Below are 19698 nucleotides of genomic sequence, written 5' to 3' on the forward strand. Positions count from 1 at the left end.
AGGATGGAGAATAAACCAAGAAGACCAAAAACAACTAGAACAAGCATACCCAATAACGTGAAGTAATGCTTAAAATCTTAACAGTAGGCGATGAGTAATGAAGCTGATTAAGATATCTGGTGAAGGCTTATCATCAGGTGAGGTCAATGAAAAGGAATTAGGTGTAACTAAACCCTACACTGCAGTAATAGGGGGTTCAGGACTCTATGACCCAGGGATATTTGAGGAGCCAATTGAGGTTCAAATGCATACACCGTACGGATTACCCAGCGACAATATAATAATTGGTAGAGTTAAGGGGGAGTGGGTTGCCTTCCTGCCGAGGCATGGGCGTGGGCATAGGTATCCGCCTCATAAAATACCATACAGGGCTAACATATGGGCTCTCAGGGCACTGGGGGTTAGGGCCATATTATCGATAAGCGCCGTGGGTAGTTTAAGACAGGACTATGCCCCAGGAGACTTTGTTGTTCCGGATCAATTCGTTGACATGACTAAGAATAGGGAGTACACGTTCTATGATGGTCCAAGGGTATGCCATGTGCAGATAGGTCTTGAACCCTTCAATAATGACTTAAGGAGACTGATAATTGAGTCAGCGTCAAAGTATAATAAGACACATGATTCAGGGTGTTACGTTTGCATTGAAGGTCCAAGGTTCTCCACTAAGGCTGAATCCAGGATATGGAGGGATGTTTATGGATGTGATATAATTGGTATGACCCTTATCCCAGAGGTTAACCTAGCCCGGGAATTAGGCATGTGTTACGCATTATTAGCGGTAATAACGGATTACGACATATGGGTTCCACATCAGCCTGTTACCGCTGAACTTGTTGAGAAGACGATGGGTGAGAAGCTTGACTTGGCTAAGAGGGTTATGACCGAGGTAATACCCAGGATACCTAAGGACATTCATGTTAAGTGCCAGGAGACGCTTAAGGATGCTTGTGTTTAAAAATCCAATTCAGGCTTACTGGGCTTAATGAATTCCCTAAGTAGGGTTGTTGCATAGTTACCCTTAGGTAACTTGAAGATTAACTTAGCGTCACTTCCCTCTACTGATATCGAGTGGATAAGTGGCTTAACACTAAGCCACCTAACACCACCCCCAGTGGCTAGTTTAGGCATTCTGCTTAACTTAAAGTCACTTGGCTCAACACCCTCAGCTCTAAGTACGCCTAATTCAATCTCGCCTTGAATACCATTATTTAACCTACTCCTATAACCCACCAGGTGACCGACCACAGTTGCCCTGCCCTTACTTATAATTAAGTTAACCTTATCAACCATTGAACCCTCAGCCTTTATAACATTACCAGTGGGTAAACCATGCTCATCAAGCAGGACCACTAGGTCACCGTCAATAGCCTTATTTATTGGGATACCCCTACCAATGCGGGTACTTAAGGCCTTATTGAAGAGGTATGATTGGTACGCCTCAATGTATAGTCTAAGTAGATTCATTGGTAACTTACTTAAGGCATTCATGTAGTTCCCTGGATCTACTGATAATTGCTTAAGCACAAGCCTCTCAGGAAGATACCTAATGCTCCTTGGTAGTAACTCAAGAGCCTTAGAGTACTCACCCATGCCTGCCAGTTCCCTAGCCTTCTTAACAACATCATCCTCATGAGGGTATGGCTTAGCAACCAATTCCTCAACAGCCTTCTCAAAATCACCCATTATAATTAATTTACCTATAATATGCGAGTTAGGTCTCCTTAACCCAAACCTCTGGTAACCATAGTAGGATGGTAACCCCCTCTCCATTACTTGCTCAACAACGCAATTAAACACTGATTCATTACCGCTAATACCTCTAACAACTATGGTGAATTGATTACCCCATATTTCACCAGGCGTAAAAGGCTTATCCATTGAAAAGGAAGCAATTACCTTAACCTTAGGCCCCAGGTCTAAGCCCACTAGTTGAGTAGGCGTAACCCCTCTAATTGATATTACCTGCGTAGCCACTGCCCCAGTATCCTTTAATCCACCATAGGATATATCACTAAGCTTAACACCAAGTCTCCTACTGAGGGTAATCACTAGACTAATAGTATCGATTCTCCTCTTCTCCACAATAATCCAAGTATAGGGACCAGGCCTGGGCTTAATGCTAACTGGGGTTGATGAGGACACAACCTCACCATTGATTAAAACCTCATTAACTAGGAAATCCTCAGGGCTGCTCCTTAACCTACCCCCAACTCCATCACAGTCAGTTATGTAGTACTCCATACCCACTAACAGGTCTAAATGAGCTTCAGTTGGCTTAGGCATTTCCAGGTTGCGTCTTAAATGTCTATTAATAAACCAACCTCTCCAAGCAGTTTACTTAAACCATATAGTATTGATGAGTATATGGCTATTGACACGTCTATCACTACATTAAACTCCTCAAGCCTACTGCCTAGGCTAAATAGGTTTGTTCCAAGGGATATTATACCTTTAACATCATTAATTAATGAAGGGTTAATCGAGACTGCTAACCCTTGGCTAACCAGCCAATTAGCCACGGTAACCACGTAAATTGGGGTTACTAACCCAATCGAGAACAAGAAGCCTCCAATCCACCTAACCTGCCTAATTGGTATTAAGCTAGCTCCAAGGGCTGTTAACTGCATTGCGTAATTAGCAATCATGGATAGGTAATAAAGCATGTACGTATTCACCAACGCCCATTCAGCCTGCCAGGTAAAGTACCTTGATATGTCATTTAAGTAATAACCCACTGGTGATATGAAGGGAAGAACAGTTAATGTTACTTCAGCAATATATAATTGCGTCAATGAGTTAACCAATGCATTAGCCATGCTGCCAAACGCTAATGATGCTGCTCCAGGGTCAATTATAGGTTTCTTAATTGTTTCATTCACCATTACGCAAGTTCCATAGGAAGTGACGGAGCATTGAAGGGTCTTAACATTCTGGGAAATGAATTCAATCCTTAGGTTTAGGCTGTTGAGAATAGTATTCAACAAGTACTTCTGATTAATCAACATTAATAATACGGCTACATACATTGAGAAACCTAGTAATGTGTCAAATATGTGTGACTCCCCAATCCTCCTCATTATGGCGTTTCCCCAACTCATTAATAAGTAACCATAAATCATGTTAAGGGAGGAACCTAATAACGCAATGCATAGGCCATAGTAGTCTAGGCAAATCATCACTATGGGTAAACATTAGTTAAGTATAGGTTAAGGCTAAGTAGGGGAATGAATCAATCGCCATTACCCTACTTACGCTTTAGTTAACGCCCAGTTAATCATAGTGTTACCACATGAGTAGTGGGCTAAGTAACATAGTCTGGACTATAATAGGGGTTGTCTTATCAGTAATAGTAGCTGCAATACTATGGGTCTTTGTGTCAAATAGCATGGGTACGTATAGTCAATTACTTGTAAGTGCCGGTGAAGTGACGCCAAGTATGATACAGGCTACAATAAAGAACATGGGCTTAGGTTCAGTAACAATAATTGGCGTTAACTTCACCAACCAGGATGGTAATCAAGTCACGTGTACTGTAACTAACGTGTACGTGAATGGTGTACCCATTAACTTAACTAAGCCTGTTGTGTTAAAGGGTGGTGATCAATTAGTAGTGGATGCTGAGGGGGTTGGATGCGTGTATGCCTACTATGTTATAGTTAAGACAAGCAATGGGTATTACAGTAGTGTGGTGAATGATTAATAATGAGAAGTAGCAGTATTGGTCAATTAAATCTCCTTATTCTACCATCAACTGCACCCATCGTCAAGGGTATGGTTACTTGGCGATATAGCCCAAATTGCAGCTTACTGGGTTTAAACCTACCCCTCAGTGATGAGGATAAATTAGTTATGGTCAGGTTAGCGATGGAGTATGGCTTCATGATTAAGGCCAACAATATTAATAACGTGGGCAACTTCATTAGTGAATGTGAGGGGTTAGTATGCCCAGCATTAAGGCTTATTGATGCTCAACCACCTGGTTTATTGAACGGTACATGCTTCACTGTACCAGTACCACCGCTGGAGCCTGTTTCCACTATTCTAGGATTATTAATAGCGTTACCAATAATGAGACTAGTGGATAAGGGAATAACTTATGAAGTGTATAGTGACAGGTGGTTTAGGTTTAAGGACCTACTACTCTACCTTAAGTTAAGGGGCATTAACATTAATGTCTACACAACCATAGTACCTGAAGGGGCGCAAACGCCACCGTTTGATCATGTCTTCCAGAGTAAGGGCAAACTAAACGTTAAGATCCCGATGGAGCATTATGAATATGCCGAATCAGACTATATTCCTGTTAATATTAAGGAATTAATGAGCAACAGTAGTGAAATCCCATTAAGGGCACTAATTGACTCAGGGGTACCGATAAGCGAGGTCAATAAGTTGATAATGACTGGGGCAGCATATCTGGAGATAAGCAATGGTGTTACAATACTTAGGTTAAACTATAAAGGACGGCGTTAACCTATTTTTCAATTAAACCATACGGCAGTACCTGGTTTATTAACTCCACATGAGCAAGCAGCGTCCTTCTACAACAATACCTGGTTACATGTAAGTCATCAAGCACCTTTCCAGGATCCTCCCCAGCAAGTACCCTATTCCTAAATGGCTCCCATAAGTGACCCAATGGTCTTCCACAAGTCCAACACCTAATGGGGATTATCATCCACTGATACGGGCACTAATCCCTTAATAAACCTTACCCTCCTACCAATAACTATGCCATTAATATGTAAGTGTGATTAAAGGATAAGATAATTATGCGAATGCAAGTAAGGTGCATAACTTACCTGTATGCCTTCTGTCTCTTGCTTCTGGCATGCTTTAAGCCAGGCTTCTTGGGTTCAGTCCTCCTCTCATCTCCCTTAATCATTGTTGAATCGTAGAGCATGTAGAGGTTAAGTAATTCCTTACTTTGGAAATATTCCACAAGCCCCCTTGCTATTGCCATTCTAACAGCTGATGCTTGACCCATGAATCCACCACCACTTACTGTTACATCAATGTCAACCTTATTGACGAGATCCCTCCCAGCAAGCGCAAGGGGCTCCATCATTTTAAGCCTAGCAACCTCCATGGGCCATATTGTCAATGGAACACCATTAATCTTAACAATACCTGAACCAGGCCTAATTACAGCCCTAGCTACAGCAGTCTTCCTCTTACCTGTGGCTATAACCACCTTCTGACCATTAACCTCCTGAACCTCCACGAATGGAATCGCCCTAATTCTGCCTTCCTCCTCACTCACGCATCCGTCATTTACCGGGCGTTAATAAGCTTTAGCGTTAAACTAATGATTTAGGCATGCGGTTAGCCGAAGCCGGTTATCATACTTACTACCCCACTTAATATGGCTAATGCACCCAGTAGTGCTGTTAATAAGGCTATGTGCCTCCCCCTAGCGAACCTGAGTAAGGCATCTATTAATGCAATGCTGATTAATGCAGCAATAACTATTGCCGTAACCATCGTGTACGTGTTAATGTCAGTTACCAGCGTGTTAAATAGGTGTCTTGTGAGCAGTATGGGAACCATTGATGCCCCTATTGCAGCAGGTATCATTGATATGAAGGATAATTTAAATGAATCCTCAGGGTTAAGGCCAAGTAGGAGCATTGCCGACACTGTTACACCTGATCTGCTCACTCCGGGTAATGCAGCAATACCTTGTATTACACCTATTACCGCAACCTCCCATATTCTTAAATCCTCCAGGTTCTTCCTAGGCATGTATCTAAGCCTTGAGAACGTTATTAGTATTGAGTCTGATATTAGTATTAAACCCAGTAAAACCATGGGTAACCCAATCCCAATACCTTTAATTGAGTCTGCTATTGTTAAGTAAAGTGGAACACCCACTAATCCTGTTAGGATAGTTATAATTAAAACATACTTAAGCATCATGTAATCATACCTACTTCCTCTTAAGGCAAGGGCCTTCAATATCCCCCAAACCTCCCGTCTGAAGTAGATTAATGCGGCCAGTACTGTACCTGCTTCAAGAAATAAGCCAAGGGCATAAGCTTGATTGAAGGATAAATGCAGCGCATATATTGACGTTATCATGATTTGAGTCTTACTACTTATAGGTAACCACTCGCTAATGCCCTGTACAATGCCTAGAATAATGCCATTAACCACATAGCCTAGGTTCATGAAACGTCATGAATCCAACCGTTAATAAAGATTACTCAGATACTTGACTTCACTCTACTTGACTTAACGATTAGCCTCCCGTTAACGCACTTAACTATTATATACCCATTGTATGGTTTAGTAAAGAAAATGCCCTTCCATGAACCTGGATTAGCAACCTTAAGTTTACTATCAATGACTGGTAGATGAGTGTGTCCAATGATTACCCAATCATCATTGGTAACATTCAGTAAACTCCTAGTCATTAATTCCACAATAGGTAACTTAAGCAAGCTCAAGGAAACTATGTTAATTAAGCCAGCTAATAAGCCATCACTTACCGTGTAGTCACCATGGGTTACGTAAACTGCGTGGCTGCAATTTGGGAAATTCACCTTAATAACCCTAGGTACGGATATTACTAACACGTTACTGAACCTAGTGATTTTAATGGGTTTACTATTCTCAACTTCAGGATCATGCGAGGACTCGCTTCTCACGTAAATTAATGTTAACTTACCGTTATTGCCGCTTAACTTTAATTTTTGAATAAGCCAGCGAAGCATTACTCTAAACTCACGATCATTAACCTTAATCCTACGGTCAAATAAATCACCAGCAATAACCATAACCCCTACTCCGCTTCTCTTAACTAATTCACTGATTATTGATAAGTCACTTGAATTAGCATCCACATGTAGATCTGAAACTACTAGCATTGAGTCGGAGTTTAATCTAATGCTACCTATTGTTAATCCACCATTAGTTAACCATGGCGAATCATTAATCAACATGTAGAATATCAGCACTGCTGCGGTTACTGAAATCACAATTATTACTAAGGTTATCAGCATCCACAAGAGTTTATGGGGTAAATTTAAGAAAATTACGCCACTAAGTTGCTGCAATACCCCACTTTTTCATTAATAATTGACGCCTTATTGATCCTTAAGGAATTTAGCCCTTATAATAACTTTACTTGAATAATAACACTAATGAGGGTATGGGTTAAGGAAACCACATGGCGCTATTGAAAATGTGAAGTAATTAATCCAGGTAATAAGGCCTTTAATTATGGTTGTAGTTTAAGTTTACTGCATCATTAATTAAACTGGTTAATGCATTGATTGTTGCATCCCTTAGGCGTTTAATAATCCATGATTTAAAAATTAGCAATGGGAAGGAAGTGTTAACAGCCCATGTGCTCACTATGTTACCATTAGTGACCTTAATTATGTGCTTTCCCCTTAAGGGACCCTTAATGAAGTTAAATATGATCATTAATTCCTGACCAGATACCCTAACTAAGGCCTCTTCCTTACTGAATGGCTTCGGTAAGGCTAAGTTAATCAGTACTCTTAGGTACGAACCCGCCTTCTCAAGTACCTTCACATCCCTATGTAGGTACCAGTACTTCGGCATATTCTGAACATTACTAATGATTCTCCAAATAGCCTCAGGCGATGCATTAGCGTTCATTTCAATAGTCAGCCTTATCATCAATCGCATTCTCCCTAGTTCAGTATTAATACGTTTCGCTAATTATAATTCACCATTTCTCCGGGAGATTTTACTTCATTAAATTGATCCACCTAGTGAAACTTACCTTTAGCCACGGTTAAGGAAACTCACATTAAAACGATACATTTAGGAACCATTCAGTGAAGTACTTACTCACTAGCCCTCTGCTTAACTGATTCCTTCCAGATCTGCTTCTGCCTCTCAGGTGCCTTAAGCTCCTCTGGTGTAGTTGTCTTACCCATTATGGTCTGGGGAATATATGCTCCACCAGCGAAGGTGAAGCCGCACTTGGGGCATTGCCAAATACCGAAGGCTAGTCTCTTAAGCCTAACCAGCGATCTGCATTGCGGGCACCTATGCATCCCCCTCTGCTTAACCTCAATTTGAAGCACCTTCCTCCTAATCCCCATTCCATACCTGGCACCGAATCTGCCGGTTGGCCCAACTATCTTAGTGTGGCTGAATGGCACACTCCATTACTCAACCTGCGTTTAAAAACTTTACCATGGGTAATTAAACTGAGCGCGCTCCCAAATTAATTAAAAAGCGTGTTGAAATGACCTCACCGTGGAGTATAGGTTACTTGGAAAGACGGGGGTTAAGGTTTCCGTAATAGGTATGGGTACTTACTATGATCCACTGTGGATTGCAGCATCCATGATTGGGTTAATGCCTTCTAGGAGGAGGAAAGCGCAGGCTTTAAGGGTTGGATTAGAGAATGGGATTAACCTAATTGATACTGCTGAGATATACGGTAGTGAACCCATTGTTGGTGAAGTTATTAGAGACTTTAAAAGAGATGAATTATTCATAGCCACTAAGGTTTGGCCCAGTCATCTTAAGTATGATTCGGTGATTAAGGCTGCTCAAGGTAGTTTAAGGAGACTTGGCGTTAAGTACATTGACCTGTACCAGATTCACTTCCCAAATAGGAGAGTACACATTGAGGAGACCATGAGAGCTATGGAGTATTTAGTGGATAAAGGCATCATAAGATTCATTGGTTTAAGCAACTTTAACCTGGATCAAATAATTGAGGCGCAACAAGCTTTAAAGAAGTATGAGGTGGCTGCACTTCAACTACCCTATAGCCTAGTTAACAGGAGAATTGAGGAGGATATTATACCGTACTCTAAGAAAGAGAACATGGCGATACTATGCTATTACCCACTAGGCCATGGTAAGTTAATAAGGGAGTTTCCGAGGGATTTAATAGAGTTAGTTAGGAAGAATCATGGAGACAAGACACCTGCTCAAATAGCCTTAAACTGGATAATAAGTAAGCATGAGAATACCTTCCCAATACCTAGGGCATCTAACCCAATCCACGTAGAGGAGAACCTTGGTGCAGTGGGCTGGAGGTTAAGTAATGAGGAGACTAAGGCAATTGAGGAATGGTTCCAAGGGAAAATTAACAAGGCTTAAATTAGGCCCAGTAGGGTTTATTAAATAAGAGCATTAATACTAGGTATGAGTTACGTCATAGTTAACGTTAATGATGTTAAACCAGAACCCCTAAATTTAAGAGGAGCCATGCATGTGTATACCCAATGGTTAATCAGTAAAGGTAATGGCTCAAATAAGTATGCCGTTAGGAGACAGGTGATTAAGCCTGGAGGAAGAGCACCATTGCATAAACACGCATATGATGAAACCTTCCTAGTGCTAAACGGCAAGGGCATCATGACCATTAATGGTAAGTCCTTTGAAGTTAAGCCAGGTACATGCGTATTCGTACCATCTAAGGTGCCTCACTCAATAAGGAATAATGACAGTAATGACCTGGAGTTAATTACAGTAATATCGTATGAAGACGATATGAGTATTGAGGTGATAGACTGACCTCCTCCCTGCTTCTTTAATGATTCTCTCCTGTTGAATCAGCAAGATCCTTTAATATCTTACTAACAGTAAGATGAGGATAAAATTAAAGCTAAGTGAGGATACAATACTTGTGAGCCATCTTGAGGAGTATAATCGTTTAATGGAGAGATCGAGAAGATTCATGGAGACTGCTGAGGTTCAGATTGAGAAGGGTTTCTTCGATTTAGCGGCCTTTAGCTTAGAGCAATCCCTTCAATCATACCTTAAGGTATGCCTACTAAGGGTGGGTCCAGATTATCCAAGAACCCATAGTTTGTGCAGACTCTTGAGCCTGATTGCTGAAATTAGTGGTGAAGTCTCATTAATTGAACTTACGCGTAAGTTTAGTCTCGAGTTAGGTGCGCTTGAAGATGCCTACATTACCTCAAGATATATTGCAAGAGATTACGATGCTGCGGAAGTGGAAAGACTTAAAATCGCGGTTACTGAAATTACACGTGTCCTTAAACCTATTTGTGAAGGAGGCTAGACGCAGGACTGAGGTTAAAAGTAACCTAGACAAGTACCTTAGACTGATTACGGAGGTGGTTAGTAAAATAGATCCATGTGCCGAAGTCTACCTATTCGGGAGTGTGGCAGAGGGTAGGGACCTACTCTCAAGTGACATTGACGTCTTAGTCGTAACAAGAATCTCCCCACCTCTAGTTATGGTTAAACTATGGGAAGCAGGGATAAGTGATCCCTTTGAAATCCATGTTATTAATAAGAACGAACTAGGGTTATATAGGGGGAGGGTTAAATTAGTGAAGATTGCTTGAATTTAAGTAAGAGCCAACATTTTAAAGTTACACGTAGCGTTAAGGTAATGATCACTAAAGGTGTTGCATTTATGAGTCCCCTGTTACAGGTTGTGGGGAAGAAGTAACTTCATTATTATTAATTATTACCTTAAGTATCTTACCTAGCGACGAGCGTAGGTACCTATCTATGGTGGACTTAGAAAGCTTAAGTTCACTTGAAAGTTCACTTACATTAATTGACCTAGGTACATTAAAGAACCCACGCCTAAAAGCATACATGAGTATCCTATATTCACTGGGGTTGAGTAGTGATTCAAGTCTCAATGAACCAGCATTAAAGGAATTATTAATATTCAGTGCCCTTAATTTAGCACTAAGAACTTTACCGTAGTGGCTGACGCTGGTTATAAATTGATCTGCATCCTTAGGATTAAGCGTTATGAAGCCCCAATGTTCAATACCATTACTGTAGTAGGCGTAGGCCTCAATAAGCCCCATGCTTTGAGCTAGGTAACGTGTTGAGACTTCAACATTACCCTTAACAATCATTTTGACATACTTAGGGTAACCTGGGTTAATGCCTTCCATATGTATTACCTCATCATTATGCTTACGTAGAGAATTAATTATACTCCTTAGGACATACTTCTCACTAACCTTCAGCATAGCCACCTCAAATACTCTACCCTCTGGGTAATTCACGCCGGCTTGATTAACCCAATAGTACCATTGAAAGTCCTGTAATCCTGCTGTCCAATCAACCTCATGAATATAAGTCATGTCTAATAATGCTGGGTGAATGCGATGAATATTCACGATGCATTACCCCGCTTAAGTAGTTATAAGCATTACCCCATAGGGACTATAGAACTATTTACTTACTTCAAACTAAGGTTAACATGATACATGCAACACTTTGCCTTACTATTTTATAACTAAGACCACATTGGTTAAGCTCCATATGAGTTCATGGGATATAATAAGGAGGTTTGATGAAGCTAAGTTAACCTCAGCCCACTATAGGTGGACCATATTGGCCGCAATGGGTGACTTCCTTGATGCTGGTGCAATAGTAGCTGGGGCAGTTTCAACAATATACTGGACTACCGTGTTCCACTTAACTCCAACCCTACTGGGAATAATCGCCGCCTTCAGCCCAAACGCCTTTGCAGCCTTCGTGGGCGCTATTATGGCCGGTCCACTGGGGGATAAGTATGGTAGGAAGACAATCTATATGTATGACCTGTTAGCCTACTTCGTGGGCACGGTTCTAATGGCCGCTGCAGTGAATTACGTAATGCTCCTGATCGGTTACATAATCACTGGCATTGCCGTTGGCCTTGATGTACCTACCTCCTGGTCCCTAATTGCTGAATACGCCCCTAGGTATAAGAGGGGGTTCTTAATGGCCTTCACTAACGTAATGTGGTATATTGGGCCAATAGTAATGCTACTGCTTGGAATAGCCTTTGAGCCCTACGGGGCGTTAACCTTTAGGGTAGTGTTTGGTGTATTGGCAGCAGTTGCATTAATAACATGGGTTCTTAGAAGAGGCCTCATTGAGTCACCTAGGTGGGGGCTTGTAGCAGGTAAGACTAATGTAGTGGAATCAGCCCTAAAGCAGCTTGGTGAGGGGGCGCAACAGGCTGGTAGTCAGCAGGCTCAGCAGACTCAGTATAAGTATAAGTGGAGTGATATCTTTAAGTACAAGAAGGGGTTAGCATTCATAATACCAATATACATCTTCTGGGGTGTTCCAGCAGGTACCTTCGGCTTCTTCCTACCTTACTTCTTTAAGGATATTGGCTTCACAACCACAACCATGGCATACGTGGGTGATATATTATGGTTCATTACCGCCATAATTGGTGTGGTTGCAGTCTACATGCAGTTATCCGATAAATTAGACAGGAATGTCATGTATGCGGTGTCTGCTGCAATATGCGGCCTATCCTTCGCCCTCCCAATATTCCTACCATTCAGTATACTTTGGGTGGCGTTATTTAACGTTATAGGTTTCGGTTTTGGACATGGCATGTGGCTATGGCCTCAGACTAGGGTTTGGTCCACTGAATTATTCCCAACTGAAGTTAGGAACAGTGCTCAAGGCTTCGCATGGTCATGGATGAGGTTCGCCTTAGGCGTATGGAGCTTAGTCGTACCAACCATAATAGCAGTAATAGGCTATAAGGCTATCGCCGCTGTGGCTACATCATTCTTCATACTCAACATTATAATAGGTTACCTGTATGGTCCAAGGTCACAGGGCAAGAGTCTTGAGGAGGTTTTAAGAGACTTCTACGGCGGTAAAATACCTTAAGAGCACCCATTACCTTAAATACTCCTTAAATCAATTTTTCCTTCCATTAATTAAATCATAACGTTAAAAGTACTATAATGCATTAAGCCTAATACACCGTAATGTGGGCACTAAAGGGATATTAATGATTAAGGGGCATGCAGTAGGATTAGGCTATTAACCAAGAAGCTTGTGGGAGTTTAAATAAAGTTTAAGACTATGCGGTAACTGATTTTCCAGAAACGCTTATAATCTGGTTTAATACCTTAAGCGCATGGATTTGAGTGAATTAGTTTCACTGCTTACCAGTAAGGGTGTTGATTACTTAATGTCTCAATTACCTAACCTAATAGTCAGCAAGCAGGTTTCTAGGGAGGATGCTCAGTTAATATTGGCCTACGTAATGAGGGAGGATATTAAGGCTTTAAGGGATGAAATGAGAATAATGAGAGAAGATATGAAGACGATTAGAGATGACATAAAAGTAATGAGAGATGATATAAGAGTGTTAAAAGATGACATGAGGTCATTAAGTGATGAGGTAAGGGCTCTAAGGGGTGATGTAAAGGCATTAATAGAGGAAAACAAGATAATGAATAGTAAGCTTGATGATTTACGTAAGGATATTACCGATGGGATTGATAACCTACGTAAGGATGTCTTAGATAGGTTGGATTTACTGAATAATCAGCTTAGGGTCCTTAATGCTAACATTGCCTCAACCTATGAGCTAACGTCGAAGATTATGGCTAAGCTAATGGAGTTAGGTATCACTAAGTGAATTAGGTGGGTTAGTTCATTTCCGGTGGATTTTGCCTATTAGGTGTTATAGGGAGTTAATAGTTAATTATGCTAATGCCTTAATGATTGCCTTAGGTAATTAAGTAATGGTTACCGTGACTTGCTAGATTAATCATGGAGTAATGTTTATAAGTATACATTAACATGAAATAATATGAGCAATTGGGTTACTGTATCCACTAAGGTTAGGAGGGAGGTTCTTGAGAAAGCAAGGAAATATGGAGTAAATATTTCTGAGTTTTTACGTAATGCCCTTGAGGAGGAGGTGAGGCGTAGGGAGTATGAGGAGTTAAGCATTCTTCTTGAAGAAGCATCTAAGGAACTTAAGAAGGTTAGTGAGAAATACGGTAGTGATTTCACGGTAAAGAGTATTAGGGAGGACCGTGACTCGAGATGACTCACGTAATTGATGCCAGTTCAATAATAAGGTTAATAGAACTTAATCCTGCTAATGCCATAAGTATTGTAAATAATCAGTATACAGTGGACCTGGTGCAGTATGAGATTGGTAATTACTTATGGAAACTTAGAAAACTAACATCAATTAACATGGATACGCTGTTTAACGCGTTCAACAGGCTACTTAACCTATTGAAGATCATACCCATAGGGTTAAATTACGAGGTGCTGAACTTAGCCATGAATACTAACATAACATATTATGATGCTGCTTACGTTCATTTAGCCATGAAGCTTAACGCTAAGTTAATTACGGAAGATAATGAATTATTATCTAAATTTCCAACCCTAGCAGTAAGTATTGAGGAACTACTTCATTAAATCTAGCTCAATTAAATGCATGGCTTATTACCCACGGTAACTGTAAAGTTAAATTAAGGAGAATTCAACCTAAGCATGAGTACCCAGGGTGAATTCAACCTGGGTTTCATTATTTTGAGTCAGGTCCCCCGAACTGACTCAAGGCACTAGCCCACTACAATACCTCTAGGAATTGAATTGAAGTAACCTATAAAGTTTAATTCAATAAGTAAATTCATTCAGTAATCACCAATGAATTATATTAGCAATTAATTAATATATTTTGAATATATTATTATGGTTATAGCTAGTTTTAATAAATTACTATATATTAATATGATATTAATTAATTTCGATGGATTCAATATATTCTATATTTAATATATTTATACTTAGAAGAGTATTGTTAATATTGGTATCACCTGGGCAATTAATAAGCCCATGATTAAGCGAGCCACAATACTGTCCTAATTATTGTTTTATTAACTATTTATGAATCAGTTGGTTATAAATCTAAGCATATTTACTCGCCCCTAGGAGGTGACGTATTACCCATGGGTGCTGGAATTAGATGGTTTTTAAAGTCTAGCACTCAATAAGTAATGCTGTGAGTAATCTATGAGTGAAAGATTGCCTAAACTTGAAGTGAGGGGATTTGTTGGCTACATAAGATACGTAGCCTACTTAGGATCCTACGAGGAGTACATGAGGAATATAAAGAGGAGAGTGGGCGATAATGACTATTCGATTAAGAATAATAATGAGGATGCATGATAATGAGGTAACTGCCTGCGCCCTAGCAAATACTGGATTTGAAGGTTTAGGTCCTGACGTAATGATACCCATGGATGTGGCTCAAGCACTTAATCTAAGACCCAGTCCTGGAGACTTTGAATGTATACGCAGTACGTACTGCCTCAGGAATCACACCAATATATAGACTCAAGGATAATGTTCAAGTAAAGGTTATTGTGAATGATAGGGACACACCAGTAGTTTCACTTATACCTGTAATCTCCGAATCCGAGACCAAGTAATCCTAAGTGATAAAGCATTATCCGCCCTTAACATTGTAATAATAAATGCAGGTGAAGGAATATGTTGCTTCAGGGATGAATTGGGTAAAGCCTTCAGAGAATCATGTACCTAACATAGCAAGGAGGATAGGTTACGGCATGAAGCTGAGGAATCTCATCCTTTAGAGTGAGGAGGAAACCATAAAGGCTAGTATTAAGGTTTCTAATAGTTTAAAGTAGTGTGAAAGCGCCGATGAATATGAGTAATTCGTCATTCAAAGGTATGTGTTTTTAACGTAAATTATATAGCGATATATATGATTAGGATTTTACGAACGAAACACCTATAAAGCCTCAGCCACATGATGCTTAATGTCTAGTAAGACGCCATTTGAGCCGCTTGATTGGTCAAAGCCGACACCTGGGCATTTAAGGCTCCTACTAATTTCTGGCGCTGGCTTCTTTGCTGATGCCTACGACTTATTCGCAATATCAATAGCATTAGTGTTTCTTAAGCAGGTCTGGTCACTTTCAGCCTCAGATGTGAGCCTAATATCATCGGCTGCACTCTTCGGTGCGGTAATAGGCCCATTTATCTTCGGTAGGATTGGTGACGTATTTGGCCGGAAGTACGTGTATGGCGTTGAGGCTGCCTTGTTGGCTGCCGGCTCCATAGCATCAGCATTATCAGTGAACCCAACGATGCTGTGGATTACAAGGTTCATACTTGGTCTTGGGGTTGGTGGTGATTACCCAATAAGCGCAACATTAATGAGCGAATACGCACCAGCTAGGAATCGAGGCCTATTTGTTGCTGGAGTGTTCTCAATGCAAGGCTGGGGTATAGTGACCGCTGCCCTCATAGGCCTTGGCCTACTACACGCTAACGTTAACCCGGATATTGCCTGGAGAATAATACTCGGCTTTGGTTCGGTTGCACCGGCGCTCGTTATTTACTTCAGGCGTAGGGTTCATGAAACACCTAGGTTCGAGTACTTCGTTAAAGGTAATGTTGAGGGCGCTAAGAAGGCCGTGAGGGACGTGCTAATGCAGGACGTAGACATTGAGGGTGGGGGCAATGTGGGGAGCATTAACTTAACTAGGTACATACCAGTGATCCTAGGTACTGCAATACCATGGTTCGCACTTGATGTATTCTTCTACGGCACAAACATCTTTGGGCCATTCGTAGTAACGGCATTGGGTCTCGCTAATAACCCACTCTCCAGCATATATGTTCAATTATACGCCGCATTAGCCTTCCTAGTGCCTGGCTACTACGTGGCTGCATTCCTAGTGGATAAGATAGGTAGGAGGACGATGCAGATAATGGGCTTCTCTATAGTAGCCATGGTGTACTTAATAATGGCGTTAATATTAAGGAATGGTTTAGTAGCACCAACCGCAATACTAGCCCTCTACGGTATGGCTCAATTCTTCACTAACGTAGGCCCGAACGTTACAACATTCATAACCCCAACCGAGGTTTTCCCAACAAGGTTTAGGTCAACTGGACACGGCATAGCGGCTGGTAGTGGTAAACTGGGTGCAGCATTAGCAGCATCAATAATACCAGTATATTTCCCAATAACCAGCAGTGGAATAAGCGCGGCAGTTAAGTACGCAATAATGTCTAACCTACTGCTAGCTCTAGCCACAATGGCGGTTATCGGTATAGCCTTCACACTACTTATAAAGGAACCCAAGGGCAAGCCACTTGAGTTATCTTCAGGTGAAGTTGCCCCGCAGTAATCAACCGTGGTTAATTTAGGTAATTAGCCGCCCAGTAGCCATGGTGCAGTATAACTCCCCTTCTGTCGGCATCCACCTAGAGCCCAACCTGGGTCTCGCCACACGGAGCTCATTGACCCAGTATGGGCCTAAGTCCCCTTGAGGTAAATTAACCCCAAGGGGACCCGTGTGTCTGGAGAGTTTCCTAAGGTCACCCGTTACCGGAGTGACCCTGAGCCGCCACTGCACCATGGCTACTGGGCTAATTTAATGTTAGTTGGGTTGAATATAAACTTTCCTTCTAGCTTAAATGAACTAATTACGCTATATCACCAGTATTTTATCGCTGTCCTTAATCCTTGAAATTAAGGTAGGGAAGTCTAATACCTCATCAACTATTTCATGCAAATCATCCCTATCAACACCATACACACCCATTACACCAGTACATGCAATAACCTTAACATTACCAAGCGCCTTCGAATCACTGATAATGTTTAAGTAGGCTGCATTAGCCTTAACGTAGAGTTCATGTTCGCTTAGATTAGTAACTATTGGTTTCTTCCTAAATGCTAATATTGCATTACCTGTAATGAATAATGTAGTGTCATTACCCAGTACAGCGTATGATGCGGTTAAGGCTGCGGCTACATATAGTGTGGCTGGGTCATTCCTAGTTAACACTATGTACACACTCATCAGTGAACCATTAACCCTAACCTAATTATACGTAGTTAACACTGCTTAATATGCATTACTGCAAACTAAAGGAGTTCAAGACACCTTAATGATTAGGAAGGATTCGCCAAATTATAAGTGATTCACCTTAGCCGCTTTATTAAATGTAGGGGCATCAATAGTGCGGTATACTACCTAGTACATCCTTAACTGCTTCCTCAACTTTCTCTCTGGCTTTCTTTCTTAAGTCCTCATAGTAATTATTCCCCTTTGAGTCTATTATTACTGATAATGGGCCGAAGTTCTCTACTTCAAGTATCCACATAGCCTCAGCGGCCCCTAAGTCAAGCCAGTGAACCCCAATAACCCTCTTAATTGCCTTAGCAGCTAAGACACCGGCTCCACCAGTGAATATTAAGTATGATGCTTTAAACCTCCTCATTGCTTCAGTCGTCTTAGGCCCCATTCCGCCCTTCCCTATTATTAGCTTAACCCCAAGTTTCTCAATAACCTCAGGCTCAAACTCCTCCATTCTAGCACTTGTAGTTGGCCCCATGCTTATTATCCTCCATGACTCACCCTCCTTAATTGCTACTGGACCAGCATGGTAAATAACACCACCCCTTAAGTCAACAGGCAACGGTTCACCTTTCCTTATGTGTTCAATGATCCTAACATGGGCGGCATCCCTAGCGCTTACTAACACGCCGCTTACGTAAACCGTGTCGCCAATATTAAGCTTCTCAACATCACTATCACTCACCGGGGTCTTTAAATAATACGTAGGCATACTTACCCAGTATTAGGGTTGTAAATAAGCTTTATGCTAAGGTTGATATTGAATAGACCAAGGAATAACCCCAGCGGGTAGCGATTATTTTTAGCTGCCCCATTAAAATAAGTGAACTCCATAGGTATTTCAGAAATTGATTAATTACCTAGCTTAGTTTATGTGATGCTGAAGCTACCTATTAACCAATTCAACTTGGAGGTACTTTAATTATTTTATTAATCAAAAATAATAACTAATGAACATTTGAATAAAGTTTAAAAGTAAGATGTATCAATGGTTTAAGTAGATTTACTATGAAAATAGAAAAATCACCTATGAAGTACGTACTAATATTAGCAGCAACGGCCACATTAATACTCATCGGCTTAACTCCTAAATTAATGAATCACACAATCCTAAATGCCCAGCAGTACAATATTACACCCTACAATACAATATACATGTATATTATTGAGAGCCCACCGGTAACGAGTTTTTCAGCCTATAACCCTAATATATTTCATGGTGGCATAGCGACATATGGTATGTACTATGATTTTCTTGCATCATTAAACATAACCTCAAACACCATGGTTCCTGACTTAGCTGATTGGTGGAACATCACAGTCCTACCTAATGGTACCCTTGAGGTTCTTCTTAACCTTAGGCACACAGGCTGGAGTGATGGTACTCCAGTGACTTGTAATGATGTGTATGCCACTAACCTATTCTTAGGGTTGGTTGATGACATGGCTGGTAATGTAACAATAATAAACAGTACTACGTGTGCCTTCCTAGTACCGCAGGGATTTTACCTGCCTTTAACTTCACCAGGTAATATTATTGATGACTTATTCGGTACCTTGGATTGGGGTGGGGTTGCGGTGGTTTGGGCTTATCACATTTGGAAGCCTCTTGTTGATGCGGCTACAGCCAACTACTCATACATCTATCTATACAACTTTGGACCACCGTCAGTAGCAGCCTCCGCTGAACATAATATTTCATCATTAATCTCCGAATTATTCACGTATAAACCATCGTCAGCCGCTGGAGATGGACCCTTCTACCTATGCGACATTACACCAGAGTACTTCCTACTATGTAAGAACCCATACTTCTACGCAGCTAATAAGATTCCAGTCCAGTATATTGTTCTATGGCAGTATTCATCAATGGCTCAGGTTTATGCTGCCTTAGCCTCAGGTAAAATTAGCTACTGGCAGACTGGTGGCACATCAGTATCACCAACGCTCTTAAGCCAAATACTAAGTAACCCATACATTAAGATGCATGTTTACCCAGCCTTTGGTGGTGATGCCTTGTATTTTAATTTCCTTAATC

At 41.0% G+C, this 19698-nt stretch carries 26 protein-coding genes; 15 read left to right on the forward strand and 11 right to left on the reverse strand.

Annotation, left to right across the window (positions count from 1 at the left end):
• Window positions 1-97 precede the first annotated feature (97 nt).
• Window positions 98-958, forward strand: a complete 861-nt coding sequence (locus tag Q0C29_RS09165) for an S-methyl-5'-thioadenosine phosphorylase (RefSeq protein ID WP_292000361.1) — start codon at window positions 98-100, stop codon at window positions 956-958.
• Here the strand turns inward: Q0C29_RS09165 and truD are convergent.
• Window positions 955-2286, reverse strand: a complete 1332-nt coding sequence (truD, locus tag Q0C29_RS09170; protein ID WP_292000362.1) for a tRNA pseudouridine(13) synthase TruD — start codon at window positions 2284-2286, stop codon at window positions 955-957. The genes Q0C29_RS09165 and truD overlap by 4 nt on opposite strands.
• 14 nt (window positions 2287-2300) lie before the next feature.
• Entirely contained in the window at window positions 2301-3182 is an 882-nt protein-coding gene (locus tag Q0C29_RS09175; RefSeq protein WP_292000363.1) for a hypothetical protein, read from the reverse strand.
• 110 nt (window positions 3183-3292) lie between these two features.
• On the opposite strand from Q0C29_RS09175, the gene Q0C29_RS09180 reads away from it, so the two are divergent.
• Entirely contained in the window at window positions 3293-3703 is a 411-nt protein-coding gene (locus Q0C29_RS09180; protein WP_292000364.1) for a hypothetical protein, read from the forward strand.
• 2 nt (window positions 3704-3705) lie between these two features.
• On the forward strand, window positions 3706-4476 hold the full coding sequence (locus tag Q0C29_RS09185) for a hypothetical protein (RefSeq protein WP_292000365.1): 771 nt from the start codon (window positions 3706-3708) through the stop codon (window positions 4474-4476).
• 1 nt (window position 4477) lies between these two features.
• Here the strand turns inward: Q0C29_RS09185 and Q0C29_RS09190 are convergent, their stop codons facing one another.
• The 6 genes from Q0C29_RS09190 to Q0C29_RS09215 all read right to left on the reverse strand — a co-directional run bounded on the left by Q0C29_RS09190 (window position 4478) and on the right by Q0C29_RS09215 (window position 8144).
• A complete protein-coding gene (locus tag Q0C29_RS09190) occupies window positions 4478-4681 on the reverse strand; it encodes a DNA-directed RNA polymerase subunit N (protein ID WP_292000366.1) in 204 nt (67 codons plus the stop codon).
• Between the two features lie 120 nt (window positions 4682-4801).
• On the reverse strand, window positions 4802-5245 hold the full coding sequence (locus Q0C29_RS09195; RefSeq protein ID WP_292000386.1) for a 30S ribosomal protein S9: 444 nt from the start codon (window positions 5243-5245) through the stop codon (window positions 4802-4804).
• 83 nt (window positions 5246-5328) lie between these two features.
• Entirely contained in the window at window positions 5329-6174 is an 846-nt protein-coding gene (locus Q0C29_RS09200; protein ID WP_292000367.1) for an undecaprenyl-diphosphate phosphatase, read from the reverse strand.
• 35 nt (window positions 6175-6209) lie between these two features.
• Window positions 6210-7007, reverse strand: coding sequence for a metallophosphoesterase (locus Q0C29_RS09205; protein WP_292000368.1), 798 nt, complete (start codon window positions 7005-7007; stop codon window positions 6210-6212).
• A gap of 214 nt (window positions 7008-7221) precedes the next feature.
• Window positions 7222-7653 carry an SRPBCC family protein gene (locus Q0C29_RS09210; protein WP_367173676.1) on the reverse strand — a complete coding sequence of 144 codons (432 nt, stop codon included), beginning with the start codon at window positions 7651-7653 and terminating at the stop codon, window positions 7222-7224.
• Between the two features lie 170 nt (window positions 7654-7823).
• Entirely contained in the window at window positions 7824-8144 is a 321-nt protein-coding gene (locus Q0C29_RS09215; RefSeq protein WP_292000370.1) for a 50S ribosomal protein L37ae, read from the reverse strand.
• A 97-nt stretch (window positions 8145-8241) separates the two neighbouring features.
• Between Q0C29_RS09215 and Q0C29_RS09220 the strand changes: the two genes are divergently transcribed.
• From Q0C29_RS09220 to Q0C29_RS09235, 4 genes are all read left to right on the forward strand, one after another.
• A complete protein-coding gene (locus Q0C29_RS09220) occupies window positions 8242-9099 on the forward strand; it encodes an aldo/keto reductase (protein ID WP_292000371.1) in 858 nt (285 codons plus the stop codon).
• 45 nt (window positions 9100-9144) lie between these two features.
• The gene (locus Q0C29_RS09225; protein ID WP_292000372.1) at window positions 9145-9516 is read left to right on the forward strand and encodes a cupin domain-containing protein; all 372 of its coding nucleotides are present in this window, start codon (window positions 9145-9147) and stop codon (window positions 9514-9516) included.
• 73 nt (window positions 9517-9589) lie between these two features.
• Window positions 9590-10027, forward strand: a complete 438-nt coding sequence (locus Q0C29_RS09230) for a HEPN domain-containing protein (RefSeq protein ID WP_292000373.1) — start codon at window positions 9590-9592, stop codon at window positions 10025-10027.
• Window positions 9996-10316 (forward strand): nucleotidyltransferase domain-containing protein, encoded by a 321-nt coding sequence (locus tag Q0C29_RS09235; protein WP_292000374.1) that lies wholly within the window; start codon window positions 9996-9998, stop codon window positions 10314-10316. Before Q0C29_RS09230 ends, Q0C29_RS09235 begins: the two co-directional genes overlap by 32 nt.
• A gap of 69 nt (window positions 10317-10385) precedes the next feature.
• Here Q0C29_RS09235 and Q0C29_RS09240 read toward each other — a convergent pair whose 3' ends face one another.
• On the reverse strand, window positions 10386-11114 hold the full coding sequence (locus Q0C29_RS09240) for a helix-turn-helix domain-containing protein (RefSeq protein WP_292000375.1): 729 nt from the start codon (window positions 11112-11114) through the stop codon (window positions 10386-10388).
• A 145-nt stretch (window positions 11115-11259) separates the two neighbouring features.
• On the opposite strand from Q0C29_RS09240, the gene Q0C29_RS09245 reads away from it, so the two are divergent.
• The 7 genes from Q0C29_RS09245 (at window position 11260) to Q0C29_RS09275 (ending at window position 16925) form a co-directional block, all read left to right on the forward strand.
• Window positions 11260-12618 carry an MFS transporter gene (locus tag Q0C29_RS09245; protein ID WP_292000376.1) on the forward strand — a complete coding sequence of 453 codons (1359 nt, stop codon included), beginning with the start codon at window positions 11260-11262 and terminating at the stop codon, window positions 12616-12618.
• 253 nt (window positions 12619-12871) lie between these two features.
• Entirely contained in the window at window positions 12872-13378 is a 507-nt protein-coding gene (locus tag Q0C29_RS09250) for a hypothetical protein (RefSeq protein WP_292000377.1), read from the forward strand.
• Between the two features lie 174 nt (window positions 13379-13552).
• Window positions 13553-13795 carry a type II toxin-antitoxin system CcdA family antitoxin gene (locus tag Q0C29_RS09255; RefSeq protein ID WP_292000378.1) on the forward strand — a complete coding sequence of 81 codons (243 nt, stop codon included), beginning with the start codon at window positions 13553-13555 and terminating at the stop codon, window positions 13793-13795.
• Window positions 13792-14178 (forward strand): type II toxin-antitoxin system VapC family toxin, encoded by a 387-nt coding sequence (locus Q0C29_RS09260; RefSeq protein WP_292000379.1) that lies wholly within the window; start codon window positions 13792-13794, stop codon window positions 14176-14178. The genes Q0C29_RS09255 and Q0C29_RS09260 overlap by 4 nt, the downstream gene beginning before the upstream one ends.
• Window positions 14179-14787: 609 nt before the next feature.
• Window positions 14788-14931 carry a hypothetical protein gene (locus Q0C29_RS09265; RefSeq protein ID WP_292000380.1) on the forward strand — a complete coding sequence of 48 codons (144 nt, stop codon included), beginning with the start codon at window positions 14788-14790 and terminating at the stop codon, window positions 14929-14931.
• 116 nt (window positions 14932-15047) lie between these two features.
• The gene (locus Q0C29_RS09270; protein ID WP_292000381.1) at window positions 15048-15194 is read left to right on the forward strand and encodes a hypothetical protein; all 147 of its coding nucleotides are present in this window, start codon (window positions 15048-15050) and stop codon (window positions 15192-15194) included.
• 351 nt (window positions 15195-15545) lie between these two features.
• Window positions 15546-16925, forward strand: a complete 1380-nt coding sequence (locus Q0C29_RS09275; RefSeq protein ID WP_292000382.1) for an MFS transporter — start codon at window positions 15546-15548, stop codon at window positions 16923-16925.
• Window positions 16926-17228: 303 nt separating this feature from the next.
• On the opposite strand, the gene Q0C29_RS09280 is transcribed toward Q0C29_RS09275, so the two are convergent.
• Window positions 17229-17603, reverse strand: a complete 375-nt coding sequence (locus Q0C29_RS09280) for a DsrE family protein (protein ID WP_292000383.1) — start codon at window positions 17601-17603, stop codon at window positions 17229-17231.
• Between the two features lie 154 nt (window positions 17604-17757).
• Window positions 17758-18372 (reverse strand): FumA C-terminus/TtdB family hydratase beta subunit, encoded by a 615-nt coding sequence (locus Q0C29_RS09285; protein ID WP_292000384.1) that lies wholly within the window; start codon window positions 18370-18372, stop codon window positions 17758-17760.
• 317 nt (window positions 18373-18689) lie between these two features.
• Here Q0C29_RS09285 and Q0C29_RS09290 point away from each other — a divergent pair.
• A partial coding sequence (locus Q0C29_RS09290; protein ID WP_292000385.1) for an ABC transporter substrate-binding protein occupies window positions 18690-19698 on the forward strand: 1009 nt, incomplete at its 3' end.

Source organism: Caldivirga sp. (genome assembly GCF_023256255.1).
Classification (GTDB): Archaea; Thermoproteota; Thermoprotei; order Thermoproteales; family Thermocladiaceae; genus Caldivirga.

Bases quoted from the DNA above. Each gene is read 5' to 3' on its own strand.
- Q0C29_RS09165 (WP_292000361.1), top strand. From the start codon at position 98: ATGAAGCTGATTAAGATATCTGGTGAAGGCTTATCATCAGGTGAGGTC.
- truD (WP_292000362.1), bottom strand. From the start codon at position 2,286: ATGCCTAAGCCAACTGAAGCTCATTTAGACCTGTTAGTGGGTATGGAG.
- Q0C29_RS09180 (WP_292000364.1), top strand. From the start codon at position 3,293: ATGAGTAGTGGGCTAAGTAACATAGTCTGGACTATAATAGGGGTTGTC.
- Q0C29_RS09185 (WP_292000365.1), top strand. From the start codon at position 3,706: ATGAGAAGTAGCAGTATTGGTCAATTAAATCTCCTTATTCTACCATCA.
- Q0C29_RS09190 (WP_292000366.1), bottom strand. From the start codon at position 4,681: ATGATAATCCCCATTAGGTGTTGGACTTGTGGAAGACCATTGGGTCAC.
- Q0C29_RS09200 (WP_292000367.1), bottom strand. From the start codon at position 6,174: ATGAACCTAGGCTATGTGGTTAATGGCATTATTCTAGGCATTGTACAG.
- Q0C29_RS09205 (WP_292000368.1), bottom strand. From the start codon at position 7,007: ATGCTGATAACCTTAGTAATAATTGTGATTTCAGTAACCGCAGCAGTG.
- Q0C29_RS09210 (WP_367173676.1), bottom strand. From the start codon at position 7,653: ATGATAAGGCTGACTATTGAAATGAACGCTAATGCATCGCCTGAGGCT.
- Q0C29_RS09225 (WP_292000372.1), top strand. From the start codon at position 9,145: ATGAGTTACGTCATAGTTAACGTTAATGATGTTAAACCAGAACCCCTA.
- Q0C29_RS09230 (WP_292000373.1), top strand. From the start codon at position 9,590: ATGAGGATAAAATTAAAGCTAAGTGAGGATACAATACTTGTGAGCCAT.
- Q0C29_RS09245 (WP_292000376.1), top strand. From the start codon at position 11,260: ATGAGTTCATGGGATATAATAAGGAGGTTTGATGAAGCTAAGTTAACC.
- Q0C29_RS09250 (WP_292000377.1), top strand. From the start codon at position 12,872: ATGGATTTGAGTGAATTAGTTTCACTGCTTACCAGTAAGGGTGTTGAT.
- Q0C29_RS09255 (WP_292000378.1), top strand. From the start codon at position 13,553: ATGAGCAATTGGGTTACTGTATCCACTAAGGTTAGGAGGGAGGTTCTT.
- Q0C29_RS09260 (WP_292000379.1), top strand. From the start codon at position 13,792: ATGACTCACGTAATTGATGCCAGTTCAATAATAAGGTTAATAGAACTT.
- Q0C29_RS09275 (WP_292000382.1), top strand. From the start codon at position 15,546: ATGTCTAGTAAGACGCCATTTGAGCCGCTTGATTGGTCAAAGCCGACA.
- Q0C29_RS09280 (WP_292000383.1), bottom strand. From the start codon at position 17,603: ATGAGTGTGTACATAGTGTTAACTAGGAATGACCCAGCCACACTATAT.
- Q0C29_RS09285 (WP_292000384.1), bottom strand. From the start codon at position 18,372: ATGCCTACGTATTATTTAAAGACCCCGGTGAGTGATAGTGATGTTGAG.